The 16,420-nt window shown below is 43.3% G+C and carries 9 protein-coding genes, 6 tRNA genes and 1 pseudogene; 3 read left to right on the forward strand and 13 right to left on the reverse strand.

The window, feature by feature from the left end:
- Positions 1–37 precede the first annotated feature (37 nt).
- Together AB9N12_RS00230 and AB9N12_RS00235 are read left to right on the forward strand one after the other, a co-directional pair.
- Positions 38–1,504: a potassium/proton antiporter gene (locus AB9N12_RS00230; protein ID WP_369888953.1), complete on the forward strand. Its 1,467-nt coding sequence runs from the start codon at positions 38–40 to the stop codon at positions 1,502–1,504.
- Positions 1,505–1,724: 220 nt separating this feature from the next.
- Positions 1,725–3,389, forward strand: a complete 1,665-nt coding sequence (locus AB9N12_RS00235; protein WP_369888954.1) for a long-chain fatty acid--CoA ligase — start codon at positions 1,725–1,727, stop codon at positions 3,387–3,389.
- 117 nt (positions 3,390–3,506) lie between these two features.
- Here the strand turns inward: AB9N12_RS00235 and nagA (AB9N12_RS00240) are convergent, their stop codons facing one another.
- From nagA (AB9N12_RS00240) to nspC, 9 genes are all read right to left on the reverse strand, one after another.
- Positions 3,507–4,679, reverse strand: coding sequence for an N-acetylglucosamine-6-phosphate deacetylase (gene nagA, locus AB9N12_RS00240; protein WP_369892766.1), 1,173 nt, complete (start codon positions 4,677–4,679; stop codon positions 3,507–3,509).
- Positions 4,680–4,700: 21 nt separating this feature from the next.
- Complete coding sequence (gene nagA / locus AB9N12_RS00245) at positions 4,701–5,867, reverse strand: N-acetylglucosamine-6-phosphate deacetylase (RefSeq protein WP_369888955.1); 1,167 nt, start codon at positions 5,865–5,867, stop codon at positions 4,701–4,703.
- Positions 5,868–6,156: 289 nt separating this feature from the next.
- A tRNA-Leu gene (locus AB9N12_RS00250) sits at positions 6,157–6,238 on the reverse strand.
- A gap of 32 nt (positions 6,239–6,270) precedes the next feature.
- A tRNA-Gly gene (locus AB9N12_RS00255) sits at positions 6,271–6,343 on the reverse strand.
- Between the two features lie 135 nt (positions 6,344–6,478).
- Positions 6,479–6,551, reverse strand: a tRNA-Gly gene (locus AB9N12_RS00260).
- 19 nt (positions 6,552–6,570) lie between these two features.
- Positions 6,571–6,654: transfer RNA gene (locus AB9N12_RS00265), tRNA-Leu, on the reverse strand.
- A 23-nt stretch (positions 6,655–6,677) separates the two neighbouring features.
- Positions 6,678–6,759 (reverse strand) — tRNA-Leu (locus tag AB9N12_RS00270).
- Between the two features lie 34 nt (positions 6,760–6,793).
- A tRNA-Gly gene (locus tag AB9N12_RS00275) sits at positions 6,794–6,866 on the reverse strand.
- Between the two features lie 117 nt (positions 6,867–6,983).
- Complete coding sequence (gene nspC, locus AB9N12_RS00280) at positions 6,984–8,123, reverse strand: carboxynorspermidine decarboxylase (RefSeq protein ID WP_369888956.1); 1,140 nt, start codon at positions 8,121–8,123, stop codon at positions 6,984–6,986.
- Between the two features lie 267 nt (positions 8,124–8,390).
- On the opposite strand from nspC, the gene AB9N12_RS00285 reads away from it, so the two are divergent.
- Positions 8,391–9,281, forward strand: a complete 891-nt coding sequence (locus AB9N12_RS00285; protein WP_369888957.1) for an SDR family NAD(P)-dependent oxidoreductase — start codon at positions 8,391–8,393, stop codon at positions 9,279–9,281.
- Between the two features lie 11 nt (positions 9,282–9,292).
- Here AB9N12_RS00285 and AB9N12_RS00290 read toward each other — a convergent pair whose 3' ends face one another.
- From AB9N12_RS00290 to AB9N12_RS00305, 4 genes and pseudogenes are all read right to left on the reverse strand, one after another.
- Positions 9,293–10,717, reverse strand: coding sequence for an alpha/beta hydrolase family protein (locus AB9N12_RS00290; RefSeq protein WP_369888958.1), 1,425 nt, complete (start codon positions 10,715–10,717; stop codon positions 9,293–9,295).
- Between the two features lie 1,031 nt (positions 10,718–11,748).
- Positions 11,749–14,021: pseudogene (locus tag AB9N12_RS00295) on the reverse strand (GH92 family glycosyl hydrolase).
- Positions 14,022–14,028: 7 nt separating this feature from the next.
- Positions 14,029–14,997, reverse strand: a complete 969-nt coding sequence (locus AB9N12_RS00300) for a 1,4-beta-mannosyl-N-acetylglucosamine phosphorylase (RefSeq protein WP_369888959.1) — start codon at positions 14,995–14,997, stop codon at positions 14,029–14,031.
- A 19-nt stretch (positions 14,998–15,016) separates the two neighbouring features.
- A complete protein-coding gene (locus AB9N12_RS00305) occupies positions 15,017–16,345 on the reverse strand; it encodes an MFS transporter (protein ID WP_369888960.1) in 1,329 nt (442 codons plus the stop codon).
- Between the last annotated feature and the right edge of the window lie 75 nt (positions 16,346–16,420).

Below are 16,420 nucleotides of genomic sequence, written 5' to 3' on the forward strand. Positions count from 1 at the left end.
TCATACGACAACTTCACAACTTTATAATATATTGCCTATGATATTTACAGCAGAAAACACACTACTTATCGGTTCTATCTTACTTTTCGTCAGCATCGTCGTTGGAAAAACCGGATACCGCTTTGGAGTACCTACCTTATTACTGTTCCTCGTAGTAGGAATGTTGTTTGGAAGTGACGGCCTCGGTCTGCAATTCCACGATGCGAAAGAGGCTCAATTTATCGGTATGGTGGCCCTTAGTATTATCCTTTTCTCAGGAGGGATGGATACGAAATTCAGAGAAATCAAACCTATTCTAGGTCCCGGTATCGTGCTTTCCACTGTCGGAGTATTACTCACAGCCCTTTTCACCGGACTCTTTATCTGGTGGATATCCGGTATGAGCTGGTCTAATATCTATTTACCTATCACTACTTCCCTGCTTTTGGCCTCTACCATGTCGTCTACCGACTCGGCTTCGGTGTTCGCCATCCTCCGCTCACAGAAGATGAACTTGAAACACCACCTTCGTCCCATGCTGGAACTGGAGAGCGGAAGTAATGACCCGATGGCCTATATGCTGACCATTGTCCTGATACAGTTCATTCAGTCGGCAGGTATGGGAGTCGGATCCATCGTCGGATCTTTCATCATCCAGTTCATCGTTGGTGCTGCTGCCGGATATATACTTGGAAAGCTGGCCATCCGAATGTTGAATAAGCTCAATATTGATAATCAGGCCTTGTATCCTATCTTATTACTTGCATTTGTGTTTTTCACTTTCTCTATCACCGACTTACTGAAAGGTAACGGTTACCTTGCCGTATATATTGCGGGTATCATGGTAGGAAACAATAAAATCATGCATCGTAAAGACATCTACACCTTTATGGACGGACTGACTTGGTTGTTCCAAATCATCATGTTCCTTTGCCTGGGATTGCTTGTCAACCCGCACGAGATGCTGGAAGTAGCTGCTGTAGCATTGTTGATTGGTGTCTTCATGATTATTATCGGCCGCCCGTTAAGCGTGTTCCTCTGTCTGCTTCCATTCCGGAAAATCACGATGAAATCACGCATTTTCGTATCCTGGGTAGGCTTACGCGGTGCAGTTCCTATCATCTTTGCTACCTATCCGGTAGTGGCGGGCATAGAAGGTTCGAACCTTATTTTCAACATTGTATTCTTTATTACTATTGTCTCATTGGTCGTACAGGGAACTACCATTTCTTTCACCGCCCGGATTTTGAATCTTTCCAAACCGCTGGAAAAAACCGGTAACGACTTCGGAGTGGAACTTCCGGAAGAAATTGACTCTGACCTTAGTGACATGACTATCACTAAAAGTATGCTGGAAGAAGCAGATACATTGAAAGATATGAATCTTCCGAAAGGCACACTGGTAATGATCGTGAAGCGCGGAGATGAGTTCCTGATTCCCAACGGAACGCTGAAACTGCATGAAGGAGATAAACTGTTACTTATTTCCGAAAAGTCCAAAGAAGAAGATACTGATTCAGAATAACATCCAGACAAGAGTTATTCAGTACACCATAACCGATTCGTCTCCACGCACGAAACCTCTTGCCCTTGCAAGACATTCGTTTCATCTTCATGCATGAAGACGACCGGTAAAATGATTCATGCACCTCCGTTAATTAACCGTAAAACTTGAATTTAAAATTCGGTTTACATCTATGAAGTATTAATTTTGCGCAGTTTTAAAATAAATGTGCAAAAATTGAATGGAACAAGAACATCAGTTCATTGATTATATTGAGCAAAGCATCATCAAAAACTGGGATAAAGATGCCTTAACTGACTATAAAGGAATTACCCTCCAATATAAAGATGTAGCGCGTAAAATCGCTAAATTTCACATCGTTTTGGAAAGCGCCGGCATCCAGCCGGGAGATAAAATAGCCGTTTGCGGACGTAACAGTGCTCATTGGGCGGTTACTTTCCTGGCGACCATCACTTACGGAGCTGTTACTGTTCCCATTTTGCATGAATTCAAGGCAGATAATATTCATAATATCGTCAACCATTCCGAGGCCAAATTACTTTTCGTCGGCGATCAGGCATGGGAGAATCTGAACGAAGAAGCCATGCCTTTGTTAGAGGGTATCGCTTCACTGACAGATTTCTCGGCATTAGTGTCCCGGAACAAAAAACTCACTTACGCATTTGAACACCGGAATGCTATTTATGGTCAACAGTATCCCAAGAACTTTCGCCCGGAACATATTTGTTACCGGAAAGATCGTCCGGAAGAACTGGCTATCATCAACTATACTTCCGGTACCACAGGCTACTCTAAAGGAGTGATGCTCCCTTATCGCAGTCTTTGGTCGAACGTAGCTTATTGCTTCGAAATGCTTCCCGTTAAACCGGGAGATCATATCGTTTCCATGTTGCCAATGGGACACGTGTTCGGTATGGTATATGATTTCCTTTACGGATTCTCTGCTGGTGCACACATCTATTTCCTGACGCGTATGCCGTCTCCGAAAATCATTTCCCAATCTTTCTCTGAAATCAAACCCAGAGTGATTTCTTGTGTACCGTTGATTGTGGAAAAGATTATCAAGAAAGATATTCTTCCTAAAGTAGACAGCAAAATCGGCAAGTTATTGCTGAAAGTGCCTATTGTGAACGATAAAATCAAATCACTGGCACGGCAAGCTGCCATGGAAATCTTCGGTGGGAACTTTGATGAGATTATTATCGGAGGTGCTCCTTTCAATGCGGAAGTAGAGGTTTTCCTTAAAAAAATAGGTTTCCCCTACACCATCGCTTACGGTATGACCGAATGTGGTCCGATTATTTGTTCCAGCCGTTGGGAAACACTGAAACTTGCTTCCTGCGGAAAGGCAACCAGTCGGATGGAAGTCCGCATAGACTCACCGGACCCGAAAACGCATGCCGGAGAAATCGTATGCAGAGGAATGAATATGATGCTGGGCTATTATAAAAATCCGGAAGCTACCGCACAAATTATTGACGCTAACGGTTGGCTGCATACCGGTGACCTCGGTACGTTGGATGAAGAAGGTTATGTAACAGTCCGCGGACGTAGTAAAAACCTGCTTCTCACCTCTAGCGGACAGAATATCTATCCCGAAGAGATTGAAAGTAAGCTAAACAACATGCCGTATGTTTCAGAATCACTGATTGTCTTACAGCACGAAAAGTTGGTGGCACTGATCTACCCGGATTTCGATGATGCTTTCGCTCATGGATTGCAGCAGGCGGATATTCAGAAAGTAATGGAGCAAAACCGTATTGAATTGAATCAACAGCTGCCTAACTATTCCCAAATAAGCAAGATAAAAATCCACTTTGAAGAATTTGAAAAGACAGCGAAAAAGTCAATCAAACGCTTTATGTATCAAGAAGCAAAGGGATAATCTCAAATAAATCGATCTTAAAAAATCACCCCCGATACAAACTGAACTCCCCCGGAGATTGAATAGAAAACTCCAGGAATGTAGTTCAGAGAATTGCAACGAGGGTGATTTTAATTATTATTTATGCAACAGAATATCAGTTCCCGGAACAATCTTTCCCATCGACCATACACACCGTACATTCAGCTCCTTATCAAGAATCACAATATCAGCATCCTTACCCTTTGTCAACGTTCCCTTCCGGTCACTGACTCCAATTAAACGGGCAGGAGTTTCAGAAGCCATGCGCACGGCATCTTCCAAAGGTATATTCGCTTTCTTCACCATGGTACGTACCAATACATCCATCGTAGCCAAACTGCCGGCCAGTGAAGAATGATCCGCCATCTTACATACGCCATCCTCTATGATATAGCGGGGATCAATCGGCTCATTCCCTTCATAAGCAGCATAAGCCAGAGCATCGGTAACGAGGCATGTATTCTCTACCCCTTTCAACTTATAAACCAATTTTAGAATCGTGGCAGGCAAATGAATACCATCTGCAATCACTTCCACAGTCATTCCATCCGTCAAATATACGCTCTCCACCGTACCTTCATATTTATATTCACGACGTTTATGGAAACCAGGCATCGCATTATAAAAATGGGCAGCATGAGAGAATCCCACCGCATACGCAGCCTTGATATCATCATATTCGGCCTCCGTATGCGTTACGGCAGTCATAATTCCCTTCGAACGGGTGTACTTTGCAAAATCATGCGCACCGGGCAGTTCAGGACTGATATCCCAACGTCTGATACAAGAGGTATGTTCCAATAAAGGAATATATTCATTTTCATCCGGAGTTTTCAGAAAACCGTCATACTGTGTTCCCGCCATCTTCGGATTCAGGTAAGGACCTTCGATATGCAGACCTAGAATGTGAGAATCCTTCTCTTTCATCATTTTTTCACAGACATCGACCGCCTGATAAATTCTTTCGAACGAGGTAGATGATAGCGTAGGAAATACTCCGGTAGCACCATGTTTCAGATGTGCAGTAGTCGCCATACGGAATGCCTCTTCCGTTGCTTCCGTATAATCATGTCCACCACCACCATGTGCATGCATACTTACAAATCCCGGTACGATCGTCATCCCTCTGGCATCAATAACTGTTGCACCGATAACCGCCAAGTCACTGTTGGTCACCTCTAATATTTTTCCATCGCAAATCAATACGGAACCATCCTTCAACCAGCCTTGCGGGGTCAATATTCTTCCGTTTATTATTTGAGTCAACATAGTCTTCATTATTTATTAGATTTAAAACAGTTTATTGGTGCCTTCCACCAATTCTCCCATCGCCCATACGGCTCTCACATTCAGGTCTCTGTCCAAAGCAATAATATCGGCATCCTTACCACGCTCCAGCGTTCCTTTGCGATCGAGTACTCCCATGATCCGGGCAGGAGTTTCAGAAGCCATCCGCACGGCATCCTCCAAAGGTATTTCCGCTTTTTGCACCATGGTACGAATCAAGCGGTCCATCGTAGCAATACTTCCCGCCAGTGCTGAATGGTCTGCCAGCTTACATACTCCGTCCTCGATAATCACACGCGGATCAAAAGCCACCTGGCTATCACTGGCCGCACAAGCCAATGCATCCGTTATCAGGCAAGTGCGTTCCACTCCTTTTATCTTATAAACAAGACGCAATATCGTTGGAGGCACATGAATTCCATCTGCCACCACTTCCACTGTCATATCATCAATCAGATAAATACTTTCTACCGTACCTTCATATTTATATTCACGACGTTTATGGAATCCCGGCATCGCATTATAAAAATGAGTGGCATGTGTATATCCCACCTCATAGGCTGTCTGTATATCCTCAAATTCAGCCTGGGTATGTCCTACCGCAGCCAATACCCCTTTCGCTGTGATATATTTACCAAATTGCATGGCTCCGGGAAGTTCCGGTGCGGCATCCCAGCGTTTGATACAATGAGTCTCTTCCAACAACGGGATATATTCTTCGGGATCGGGATTCTTGATATTTTCCGGAATCTGTCCGCCAGCCATCGCCATATTGAAGTAATGTCCTTCCAGATGAAGTCCGAGTACAGGGCTATTGGGCTCCGCCATCATTTTTTCAGTAGTTTCCGCAGCTGCCCGGATCATTGGAATGGTAGAAGAAGAAAGAGTCGGGAAAATACTGGTAGTGCCGTGCTGCATATGAGCTTTGATTGCTGTCCGGAAAGCCTCTTCGGTGCCTTCCATAAAGTCTCTTCCACCGCCACCATGAACATGGATTTCTACACCGCCCGGAACAATATACATACCTTTGGCATCAATCAATTTGGCTCCGACAATTGCAAGGTCACAATTGGTTACTTCCAGAATTTTATTGTCACGAATAAGCACTGACCCATCCTTCAACCATCCTTGAGGGGTGAGGATGTGTGCATTAATGATTTGTGTTAACATATTATAAACAGTTAAATTAATTAAAGGTCTTGTGAATCAATGACGCTCTTTTTTGGGGGGAGCTACATTGATTTTTTCGTCTGCAAAATTACGCTTTTCCCTTCAATCTATCAATAAAATCGTCCGGTAATCTTCCCATATTAGACAAAAAAAGGTTGCCCATCCTATCGACCGACAATCTCATTTTACCGGTGAGCCATCATATTCTCCGCCATCCACGCAATGAAGTGATAATCAATAAAAAATAAGAAACCCTTTGGCTATTTGTTAATAACCAAAGGGTTAGATGTGCCCAGAACAGGACTCGAACCTACATGCCTCTCGACACACGCACCTGAAACGTGCGCGTCTACCAATTCCGCCACCTGGGCAAAATTCAGTTCTATTATTTCAAAGAAATAAGAGCGGAAAACGAGACTCGAACTCGCGACCCTAACCTTGGCAAGGTTATGCTCTACCAACTGAGCTATTTCCGCATTTCACTTTCATAAGTTGTAAAGAGAAGAAGATTCAAATTCCCGCGAGATAATTGTCATTACCCTATCAAAATAGCGCGTCTACCAATCGTCACCCGGGCAAAGATCACAGTTCCCACATTTCAAAGAAACATGAGCGGAAAACGAGACTCGAACTCGCGACCCTAACCTTGGCAAGGTTATGCTCTACCAACTGAGCTATTTCCGCATTTCACTCTCATAAACTGTGAAGAGAAGGAGACTCGAACTCCCACGACATAATTGTCACTACCCCCTCAAAGTAGCGCGTCTACCAATTCCGCCATCTCTCCATCATCAAAAAGTATAATCTTTGTGCCCAGAACAGGACTCGAACCTGCATGCCTCTCGACACACGCACCTGAAACGTGCGCGTCTACCAATTCCGCCACCTGGGCAAAAATTATTGTTCCACCATTTCAAAGAAATATGAGCGGAAAACGAGACTCGAACTCGCGACCCTAACCTTGGCAAGGTTATGCTCTACCAACTGAGCTATTTCCGCATTTTTCTGTTTTCGGCTGCAAAGGTAGGGATTTTCAGTAAACCTGCAAACATTCTGCATACTTTTTTCACAGAAATCTGTGACTTTGCACCTGCCTCAAAACAATCATTTTGATTATCAACTCATTCGACCACGATAATCTTCATAAGAAAATTGCTTGTATATTTCAGCTTTCCCCTCTTTTGTCCAGATGGCGATGGCAGGATGATGAATCCCATTAAACATATTTGTCTTGACCATCGTATAATGAATCATATCTTCGAACACGATACGCTCTCCGATTTGTAACTCGTGGTCGAAACTCCAAAGCCCCATATAATCACCGCTCAAACAGGAATTTCCTCCGAGCCGATACCTATATTTTCCTTCACTCCCCATTTCCGCACCACGCACGGCAGGCTGGTATGGCATTTCCAGACAGTCAGGCATATGGCAAGTGAAACTGACATTCAAAATAGCCGTCCTGATGCCACGACTTTCCACAATATCCACGACTTCGGAAGTCAGCACTCCCGTCTGCCAAGTAAAGGCAGAACCGGGCTCCAGAATAATGCGCAAATGAGGATAGCGCGCCTTCAATCCTTGTAACAATCCGATCAAATGATCAGTATCATAATCTTTGCGGGTCATCAGGTGTCCACCCCCCAAATTCAACCACTTGATCTGTGTAAACCAACGAGCAAATTTAGCTTCGAGATGTTCCAATGTACGTTCCAACTCATAAGAAGAAGATTCACAGTGACAATGACAATGAAAGCCTTCAATCCCTTGCGGCAATGTTTCAGGCAGCAGATCGGCCGTTATCCCAAAACGTGTACCGGGTGCACATGGATTATAAAGTTCCGTTTCCACTTCCGAATATTCAGGATTTACACGGACACCACAAGAGATACCGCTTCCCTCTGCAACCACCATCGGATAGAAACGCTCGAACTGCTGCATAGAGTTGAATGTGATATGACTGCTGCAACGTATGATTTCCGGAAAATCCTGTTCCGTATAAGCAGGAGAATATGTGTGCGCCTTACTACCGAACTCTTCCCATGCCAAACGAGCTTCATACACCGAACTTGCCGTAGAATGATCGATATATTCACGGAATATAGGGAAAGAGCGCCACATAGCGAATGACTTGAAAGCAAGAATGATCTCCACTCCCGCCCTGTCGGCCACGCTTTTTATCAAACACAGGTTCTTTCTTAAAAGCTCCTCCTCCATAATGTAACAAGGAGAAGGGAACTGATTAAAATCTATCATATATAAAATTACTATCTAATAATCACGCCTTACGAACGTGGATGCAAAAATACAAATTCAAAAGCAAAGAGGGACTGTTTTATTTTTAATTAAGATATCGGTTTTATTGATGCTATCAGTGTACATGGAAGGGAATCCCCTCATCCAATGCGACCGAGCGTAATATATAGAGATAGATCCCGTGAAGCTTTCAATTGAATTGTCATCTGAATAAAATTGTATTTATCCATTTTATATCTTACATTTGCCAATAAATAAAAAAGAACGATGGCAGATAACTATATAGAAAGACAACGAGAACAATATGAAGCCAGAAAGGCTGCTTGGCAACAAGCACGAAAATATGGTCAGAAGAAATCGGCAACAGTCCGCCCAACAACATCGTCCTCCTATCCTCCAATGACTTCAAAATCAGATGCTCCTAAAAGAAGAGTATTCATAACAGGAGGAGCGGAAGGGATAGGCAAAGCAATAGTAGAAGCCTTTTGCCTGTCCGGCAATCAAGTTGCTTTTTGTGATATCAACGAAACTGCGGGACAAGCAACGGCTCAAGCAACCGGAGCGACATTCCATCCGGTCGATGTCAGCGATAAGGATGCACTTGAAAGTTGCATGCAGCGTATTCTTTCCGAATGGAAGGATATTGACATTATTATCAACAACGTCGGTATCAGTCAATTCTCTCCTATCACCGAAACAAGCGTAGAGGATTTCGACCAAATTCTGTCTATCAATCTACGCCCTGTATTTATCACCTCCCGTCTGCTTGCCATACATCGTAAAGAGCACTCCTCTCCTAACCCTTACGGCCGGATTATCAATATCTGCTCCACACGTTACCTGATGAGTGAACCGGGAAGTGAAGGTTACGCAGCTTCGAAAGGCGGCATCTATTCTTTAACTCATGCACTGGCTTTGTCGCTATCCGAATGGAAGATCACCGTCAACTCGATTGCTCCGGGATGGATACAAACTCATGATTATGACCAACTCCGACCGGAGGATCATTCACAACACCCTTCACGACGGGTAGGTAAACCGGAAGACATTGCCCGTATGTGTTTATTTCTCTGTGAAGAAAACAATGATTTCATTAATGGAGAAAATATCACGGTTGACGGAGGAATGACGAAAAAGATGATTTATGAAGATATCTAACAGGTCTCATTTCATTTCTTTTCCCGGGCTTTCTTTTCAAGAGCGGCATCTGATTTTACATCAGCCACAGCCTTCTTGCCCAAATAGGCAGCTACCTTATCAAATGACCGGATGGCACCTGCGGGAAGCAAAGCTCCTTTTTCTCCAAAACTATACATAGCAGATTCCGGTTCAATGGTGACCTTGCTTTCATCCAACATCCTCTTGTCCAACTTAAACACGTCGGCGAAGAAATCATAAACCGCATTCCGTTTGTTGGGTCCAAAGTCGTGTTTCTCTTTGGGAAGATGCACATTCGTTACTTTGTCTTTGGCTTGGTAGAATCCATAAATTCGTTGCAGATAAGGAAATTCAAGCATAGGAACACTGGCCGTCCAGTCACCGCCATCCGATACGATCAGTTGTGGACGAGGGGCAAAAGTTGCAGCTAGTTCCGCATTACAAGTTCCTCCCGCAGAAAGTTGAATAGGCATTCCGCTTTCACACGGACAGCCCCCGTCAAAGTGAGAAGCCAGACTCACCACCGGAGCAGAAGCGGTGAAACGGTCATCTAATACACTCAACAAAACAGTATGAGTGCCCCCACCAGAACCACCATTCGTACCGATACGACCGGTATCGATGTCCTTACGGGAAGCAAGCATAGATTCAAGAATCAATAAGCCGTTCATTGCCTGAATAGTATGCGCCGCACTACTACGATGTGCCGCACTGCCGACTTGTAAAGCCGACTCTCCCCATCCGAACAAGTCATAATCCACACAAATAGCTCCCATACGTGCTAAAGTGCCCATACGTTGCTGTTGGTCTTCCCGATAACGTCCACCGCCAAAATGTCCGTTAGGGCAGATTATCAACGCATGTTTTCCTTTTGATTGAGGCGCGTAGATAGAACCGCAAACATATAGGCCGGGAAGTGTTTCGAGTGCAAAATTCTGCACTGTATAACCATCAAATTTACGTATCTTCGAAAGAATCGGTTTGGATTTAACGCATTGGGCCAGCAAGGCGTCGATACCTAAACGCTGACGAACCTCTTTTTTCAGAGAATCGGCACGAAGTTCAAAAGCCTGCTGATCTGCGTAAAGAGTATTCAGATACGCCAGCATCTTTTTTCCGTCTGCATCCGTACGACGTGGATATTCATACGCTTTCAGTTTATATGTATTTCCCTTCTGTTTGACAAATTTATAATCGAAAGGTGCCAATACATTTGTCAGGGATTCTTCTACAGAATAAGGACGAATACGAAAGTCGGCATAAGGCAGCACTTTTCCTACCGTATCAATATCATATTTCAGACGGACTCCGAAACGGTTTTGTATATCCGTCAGTACTTCATTCAAGGGACGGGCAAATTCCGTCTCGTATGTTTGTGTCTGCGCTTCAGCCGAAAGAGATGCGGCAAGAAGCATGGTAAAAAGGATTCGTTTCATTTTTTATCATTTGATTCTAAGCAAGTTATCAGAAAAGAGCAACTCCTCCACCACGGTTCAGAGCATATCCACACGCTCGGCACGAAGGGCTGTGGCCGCACAGAAGCAAAGAAAGACGATAAGAGTTGTCCGTAAATTCATCATCAATATTATTAAAGTGTAACTTCATTGTTGCCTTCTAAAAAATCATGCTAATAGAATTTTTTTTTCTTCCCAATGATTGCATACAATCACTGAGATGTTTTTTTCAAACATGCTGCATGGTTAAAATAAAGATGCTGCATCATTTTCTATATGAATACATTCTTTTTTAATCCTGCAAATATACACAAAAAAATATTTCCTAATCAACGATTCATCTCCATACAACACAGACTGCATACTGCTATGCACAGTTTTTTCGATCAATCGACGGGCAGCAGTAAAATAGTATCTATATACAGCTCAATTAGCTCACTATTTTTAATGCACTTCCTCGCTTTCAGCCATTCAGTTTCTTCTATAACTCCTTATCCATAGGGATTCCGGCTGAAGGCTCACCCTGAAACCACCCGATTCCGCTTTCAGCCACCCGATTTTGCAAAAATAGAAGGAACGCTTGAGTGAAATACAGTCTCTGTTTCCCCTGATTAGAGGCTCTATTCCGGTGATATAGAGGCTCTATTCCAACGATTTAGAGGTTCTATTCCCAAAGAGTCATATAATACCGAAGGGCGGAAGAGATAAGCCCGGTTATCGAACATCCGGATCCGGCACATCAGCTATATATATCCGCACATTTCAATTAGTAATCATTTAACCCTTTGGCTGAAAGCAGGTGCTTTCAGCCAAAACATCGATGAACAGGGAGTTACAGAAGAAACTGAAGGCTGAAACGACTTTTTCAACTTTTTCTTAGAGAGCCCTATATAACCCCAATGAACACCAACCACCCTCCTTTTGAAAGGAGGAGTGGAAGCCCGATCATCATTCAGAGAGACTGTACAGAAAGAATCCGATACGTTTTTTAGAGACTACCGAAACACGGTGTGTTATTTCAAATCAAAATATATGCGTTGACCGTGAACAAGTTCATCATGTGTGATACGATATTTATTGAACTTCTTACCATTCAATAATACCTTATTGATATACTGAGTTCCCGGTTGAGTACGGTTAGTCTCAATCACCAGCTCTTTTTCTTTATACCATTTCGGATCCAGACGAATCGTCACTTTGTCAAATACCGGAGTCGTCAATGTATATTCGGGCAATCCCGGACAATCCGGATAGAAACCAATCATATTGAAGATAGCCCATGAAGACATTGTCCCTGTGTCATCATTCCCGGGAATACCGTCCGGTTTCGTTGTGAAGTACTTGTCCAACAGACGCTGTGTCTCTTTCTGCGTACGCCATTCTTCTCCTTTAAAGTATGAGAATAAATAAGGATAGGCTATATCCGGTTCATTAGCCGGATCGTAAAGACCTTCATCGAAAACCATTTGCAGCTTATCGACAAATGGTTTCTTTCCGCCCATCAACTTAGCCAGTCCATACACATCATGCGGTACGTAGAACGTATAGTTCCAGGCACTTCCTTCATGGAAACCGGGATTCGGTTCAAAGTTCTCTCCCTGTCTGGGATTAAACGGACTGTAGAAGGTCCCATCGGGAAGAATCGGACGGAGTGTGCCGAACTCCTTACTATAATAATGCTTATAACCTAAAGAACGTTTATAAAACATTTCCGCATCCTGTCTCTTGCCCAATGCTTCCGCAAAGCGGGAAAGTGCAAAGTCTGCAATATAATATTCCAACGCATGGGATACGGAGTTGTCATATTGTTCACGAAGAGGTACGTATCCTTTTGACATATAATCATCATTATCCGGACGCATCAGGTTTTCCGCTCCCGGCAATGTGGCAGATTTGTACATGGCTTCATAAGCCAAATCAACGTCAAAGTCACGCAACCCTTTCATCCAAGTATCTACCACTACCGGAATACTGGGATCCCCCTCCATTGTCAGTGTCTCTCTTCCATATAATTCCCATTTAGGCAGCCACCCGTGTTCCCGATACATATCAAGCATGGTACGAACCATTTCCATTTGACGTTCGGGATAAACAAGGGTCAACAATTGGTGGACATTGCGATAGGTATCCCAAAGAGAGAATACCGTGTAGCGGTTCCCTTTGGTGGTCATAATCTTATCACTTTCCATTGCCGGATACTCTCCATTGACATCCTGCAGGATGTTCGGATGAATCAGCAAATGATACAGTGCCGTATAAAATACTGTTTTCTGGGCATCTGTTCCGCCTTCTACGATAATACGCGACAAGTCATCGTTCCATTTTGCACGCGCCTCAGCAAGAATCTGTTCAAAATTCTTTCCCGCTTGTTCACGGTCCAAATTCAGCCGGGCATTCTCTATACTGACAAAAGAAACGCCCATCTGCACTTCCACCTGTTCGCCTTCCTCCGTATCGAAAGAAAAATAGGTACCGATATCATCGCCTGCTATTTCTTTCCCATAACGAGTATACAACTTATACTTCCCCTGATCCGGATCCCATTCGGATTCCACTCCCGTCATCGGACGTTGTTTCTTCCAATAGCCGGTTGCAGTAGGAGTCTTTTTGACCCGCATCACAAAATAAATAGGAAATACAGCCTGAGGATTATAACAGAATGTACCCAGTAGTTTTACACCTTCCACTTCGTTATCACTTACACGGCGAAGCATGGCACCGCTTTCATTTGTCAGTCCTTCTCCCAAATTCAGCAATAGATGACTTTTACCTTTCGGGAAAGTAAAGCGAGCGATACTTGTACGTGGAGTGGCAGAGACTTCCGTCTTTACATTATACTTGGTCAGATAGTTGGAATAATAACCGGGGGAAGCCTGTTCGTCCTTATACTTACTGCCATATTCTTTATAATCGACATTCAATGCTCCGGTAGTGGGCATCAGCAATAAAGAGCCTAATTCCGGACAACCGACTCCGCTCAAATTGACATGAGCATATCCGGTAAAGAAACAGTTTGTATGTTCATAAGGCGTAGACCACCACCGGGCATCTTTATCATACGTATTCTCAGAAGAGCCCATCACATTGAAAGGAACCACAGACATCATACCATTGGGGCAAATCGCTCCGGGATTGGTAGTGCCGAAATTAGTAGTTCCGATAAAGGGATCCACATAATCTATCCAAAGACTTTTATCCGTATTTTCCAGAGGAGAGCTTCCCCTTCCCCCGCATAAGCGGAAAGAAGGGAAAAAGCAAGTGTATAAGTTAATATAATACGTCTCATATCTTCATTAAATGATACTCGTTCGTTTCGTAAAATCAATAATCTCTTTCAGATATCCGAAAGCCATGCCTACCACGGTATCTGCCGCACCGTAATAAACAGCAACACGTTCACCATCTTGCAAAGCAGCGCAAGGAAATACCACATTGGGGACATCACCTTGAAGTTCATAAGGAGCAGCCGGACCGAGCAGGTATTCACGTGTACGGTAAAGGACTTTTTCCGGATGCTCTTTATCCAGTATAGCGGTTCCCATAGCATAACGGAAACCGTTGCAGGTAGTAATAACGCCATGGTAGAACAGCAACCAGCCTTCGTCAGTGAGGAAAGGTACTGACCCTGCCCCGATCTTCGTACACTGCCAAGCACTTTCCGGGAAAGGAGTCACTTTCATTACACAACGGTGTTCGCCCCAATATTTCATATCCGGGCTATAACTGATGTATATATCACCGAACGGAGTATGTCCATTGTCACTGGGGCGGCTCAACATAGCATACTTACCATCTATCTTCTGCGGGAAAAGTACGCCGTTACGGTTGAAGGGCAAAAAAGCATTCTCACATTGGAAAAATTCCTTAAAGTCAAACGTGTATGCAATACCAATTGTAGGACCATGATAACCATTGCACCAAGTCACCCAATAACGATCTTCAATCCATGTAACACGAGGATCATATTTATATTCCGACTCAATCATTTCCGTGTTGCCAGCCTTGAACTGAATAGGCTCGTGATTAATATCCCAATGAATACCGTCCTTACTGAATCCGGCAAAGATATTCATCTGCACCGCTTTATTGTCACAACGGAATACACCGGCAAAGCCATCTCCGTAGGGAACAACAGCACTATTGAATATACTGTTAGATGAAGGAATATGATAACGTCCGATAACCGGATTCTGTGAATAACGCCACATAACGTCCGTACATCCGACAGGACGATCTTCCCAAGGAATTTGAATTTTATTCATAATCGTTGTTTTTATATTATTATTTTTTTGAATCGTCATACGTGAAAGGAATGAAATAAGTAATCAGAAAAGCCGGAATAGTTGCGATTAACACATAGATGAAGAAATTCCGATACCCAAGCAGGTCGCTAAAATAACCGCTCACCATTCCCGGAAGCATCACTCCCAGATTCATGATTCCCGAAGCAAATGCGTAATGCGACATTTGATGTTTGCCCGGAGCAATCTGTTGCATCATAAACAACGTCAGCCCGACAAAACCAAAACCATATCCAAAATATTCCATGGTTATACAAATACCGATCAGATATACATTCGTAGGCTGTGTAATTGCCAAAAAGGTATAGGCAACAAACGGAAGATTAAAAATACAACAGAGCGTGAAGAGTGTCTTTCTCAATCCGAATTTAGAGACATACATACCTGCCAGCAAGGAGCCCAAAACGAAAGCGGCAGAACCAAAGATACCATTTAACGTACCGATCTCGGTTAATGACAGTCCCAAACCGCCTACCTCTCTTGAAGCGCGCAAAAACAGCGGAGCTATTTTCATGATAAAGCCTTCTGCCAGTCGATATAAAATAATAAAACAGATATAGTAGAGAATATGCTTTTTAGTAAAGAAGTTAGCAATTACTGCCACCAACTCTTTTTTGATCTCCGAAGCCGTCTTCTTAGTGGTAACGGGCACTTGTGTAGAAGGCAAGATTCTGATATGATAAATACCGATCAGTACCATTATGGCTGCAATTACTCCGAAAATAATCATCCATGCAGATGAATACGCTCCTTTGTTAGCCTCTATTGATGCGCCTTCTATTGCCCCGAAGTACTCAGCCAATGCGCCTGCCATAGCAACCAATCCTCCATTAGCAACCAATTTGGCCACATTATAAAAAGCGCCCTGCACTCCGATATATTTTGCCTGATCTTCTTTATTCAATTCTGCCATATATACACCATCACAAGCAATATCATGTGTTGCTCCACTAAAGGCAATCACCGCCATCGTAGAGATACTTATGGCGAAAAAGTAATCGAAAAACAAAGAAAAGACTACGACTCCAAATAATACGCCGCTCAACAATTCTGTCACTAATACAAAGAATTTTTTCGTCCGATACATTTCAAGAAAAGGACTCCACAAGAACTTCAGTGTCCAAGGCATCATGATTAGGGAAGTCCAGAATGCAATTTGCGTATCCGAAATTCCAAGATCCTTAAACATGAAAGTAGAAACCAGATTAATAGCAATAAAGGGAAGTCCCATTGCAAAATAAGCGGTAGGTACCCAGCAAGCCGGGCTGATCGTTTGGGAACCCGAAACAGTGTTATTCTTCCGTCGCATAATTCATAGCATATTTGATACAAAAATAGATTTTTTATGATTACATTCATAATAAAATACAACTTAAAGCAGAAA

The organism is Bacteroides sp. AN502(2024), from assembly GCF_041227145.1.
Classification (GTDB): domain Bacteria; phylum Bacteroidota; class Bacteroidia; order Bacteroidales; family Bacteroidaceae; genus Bacteroides.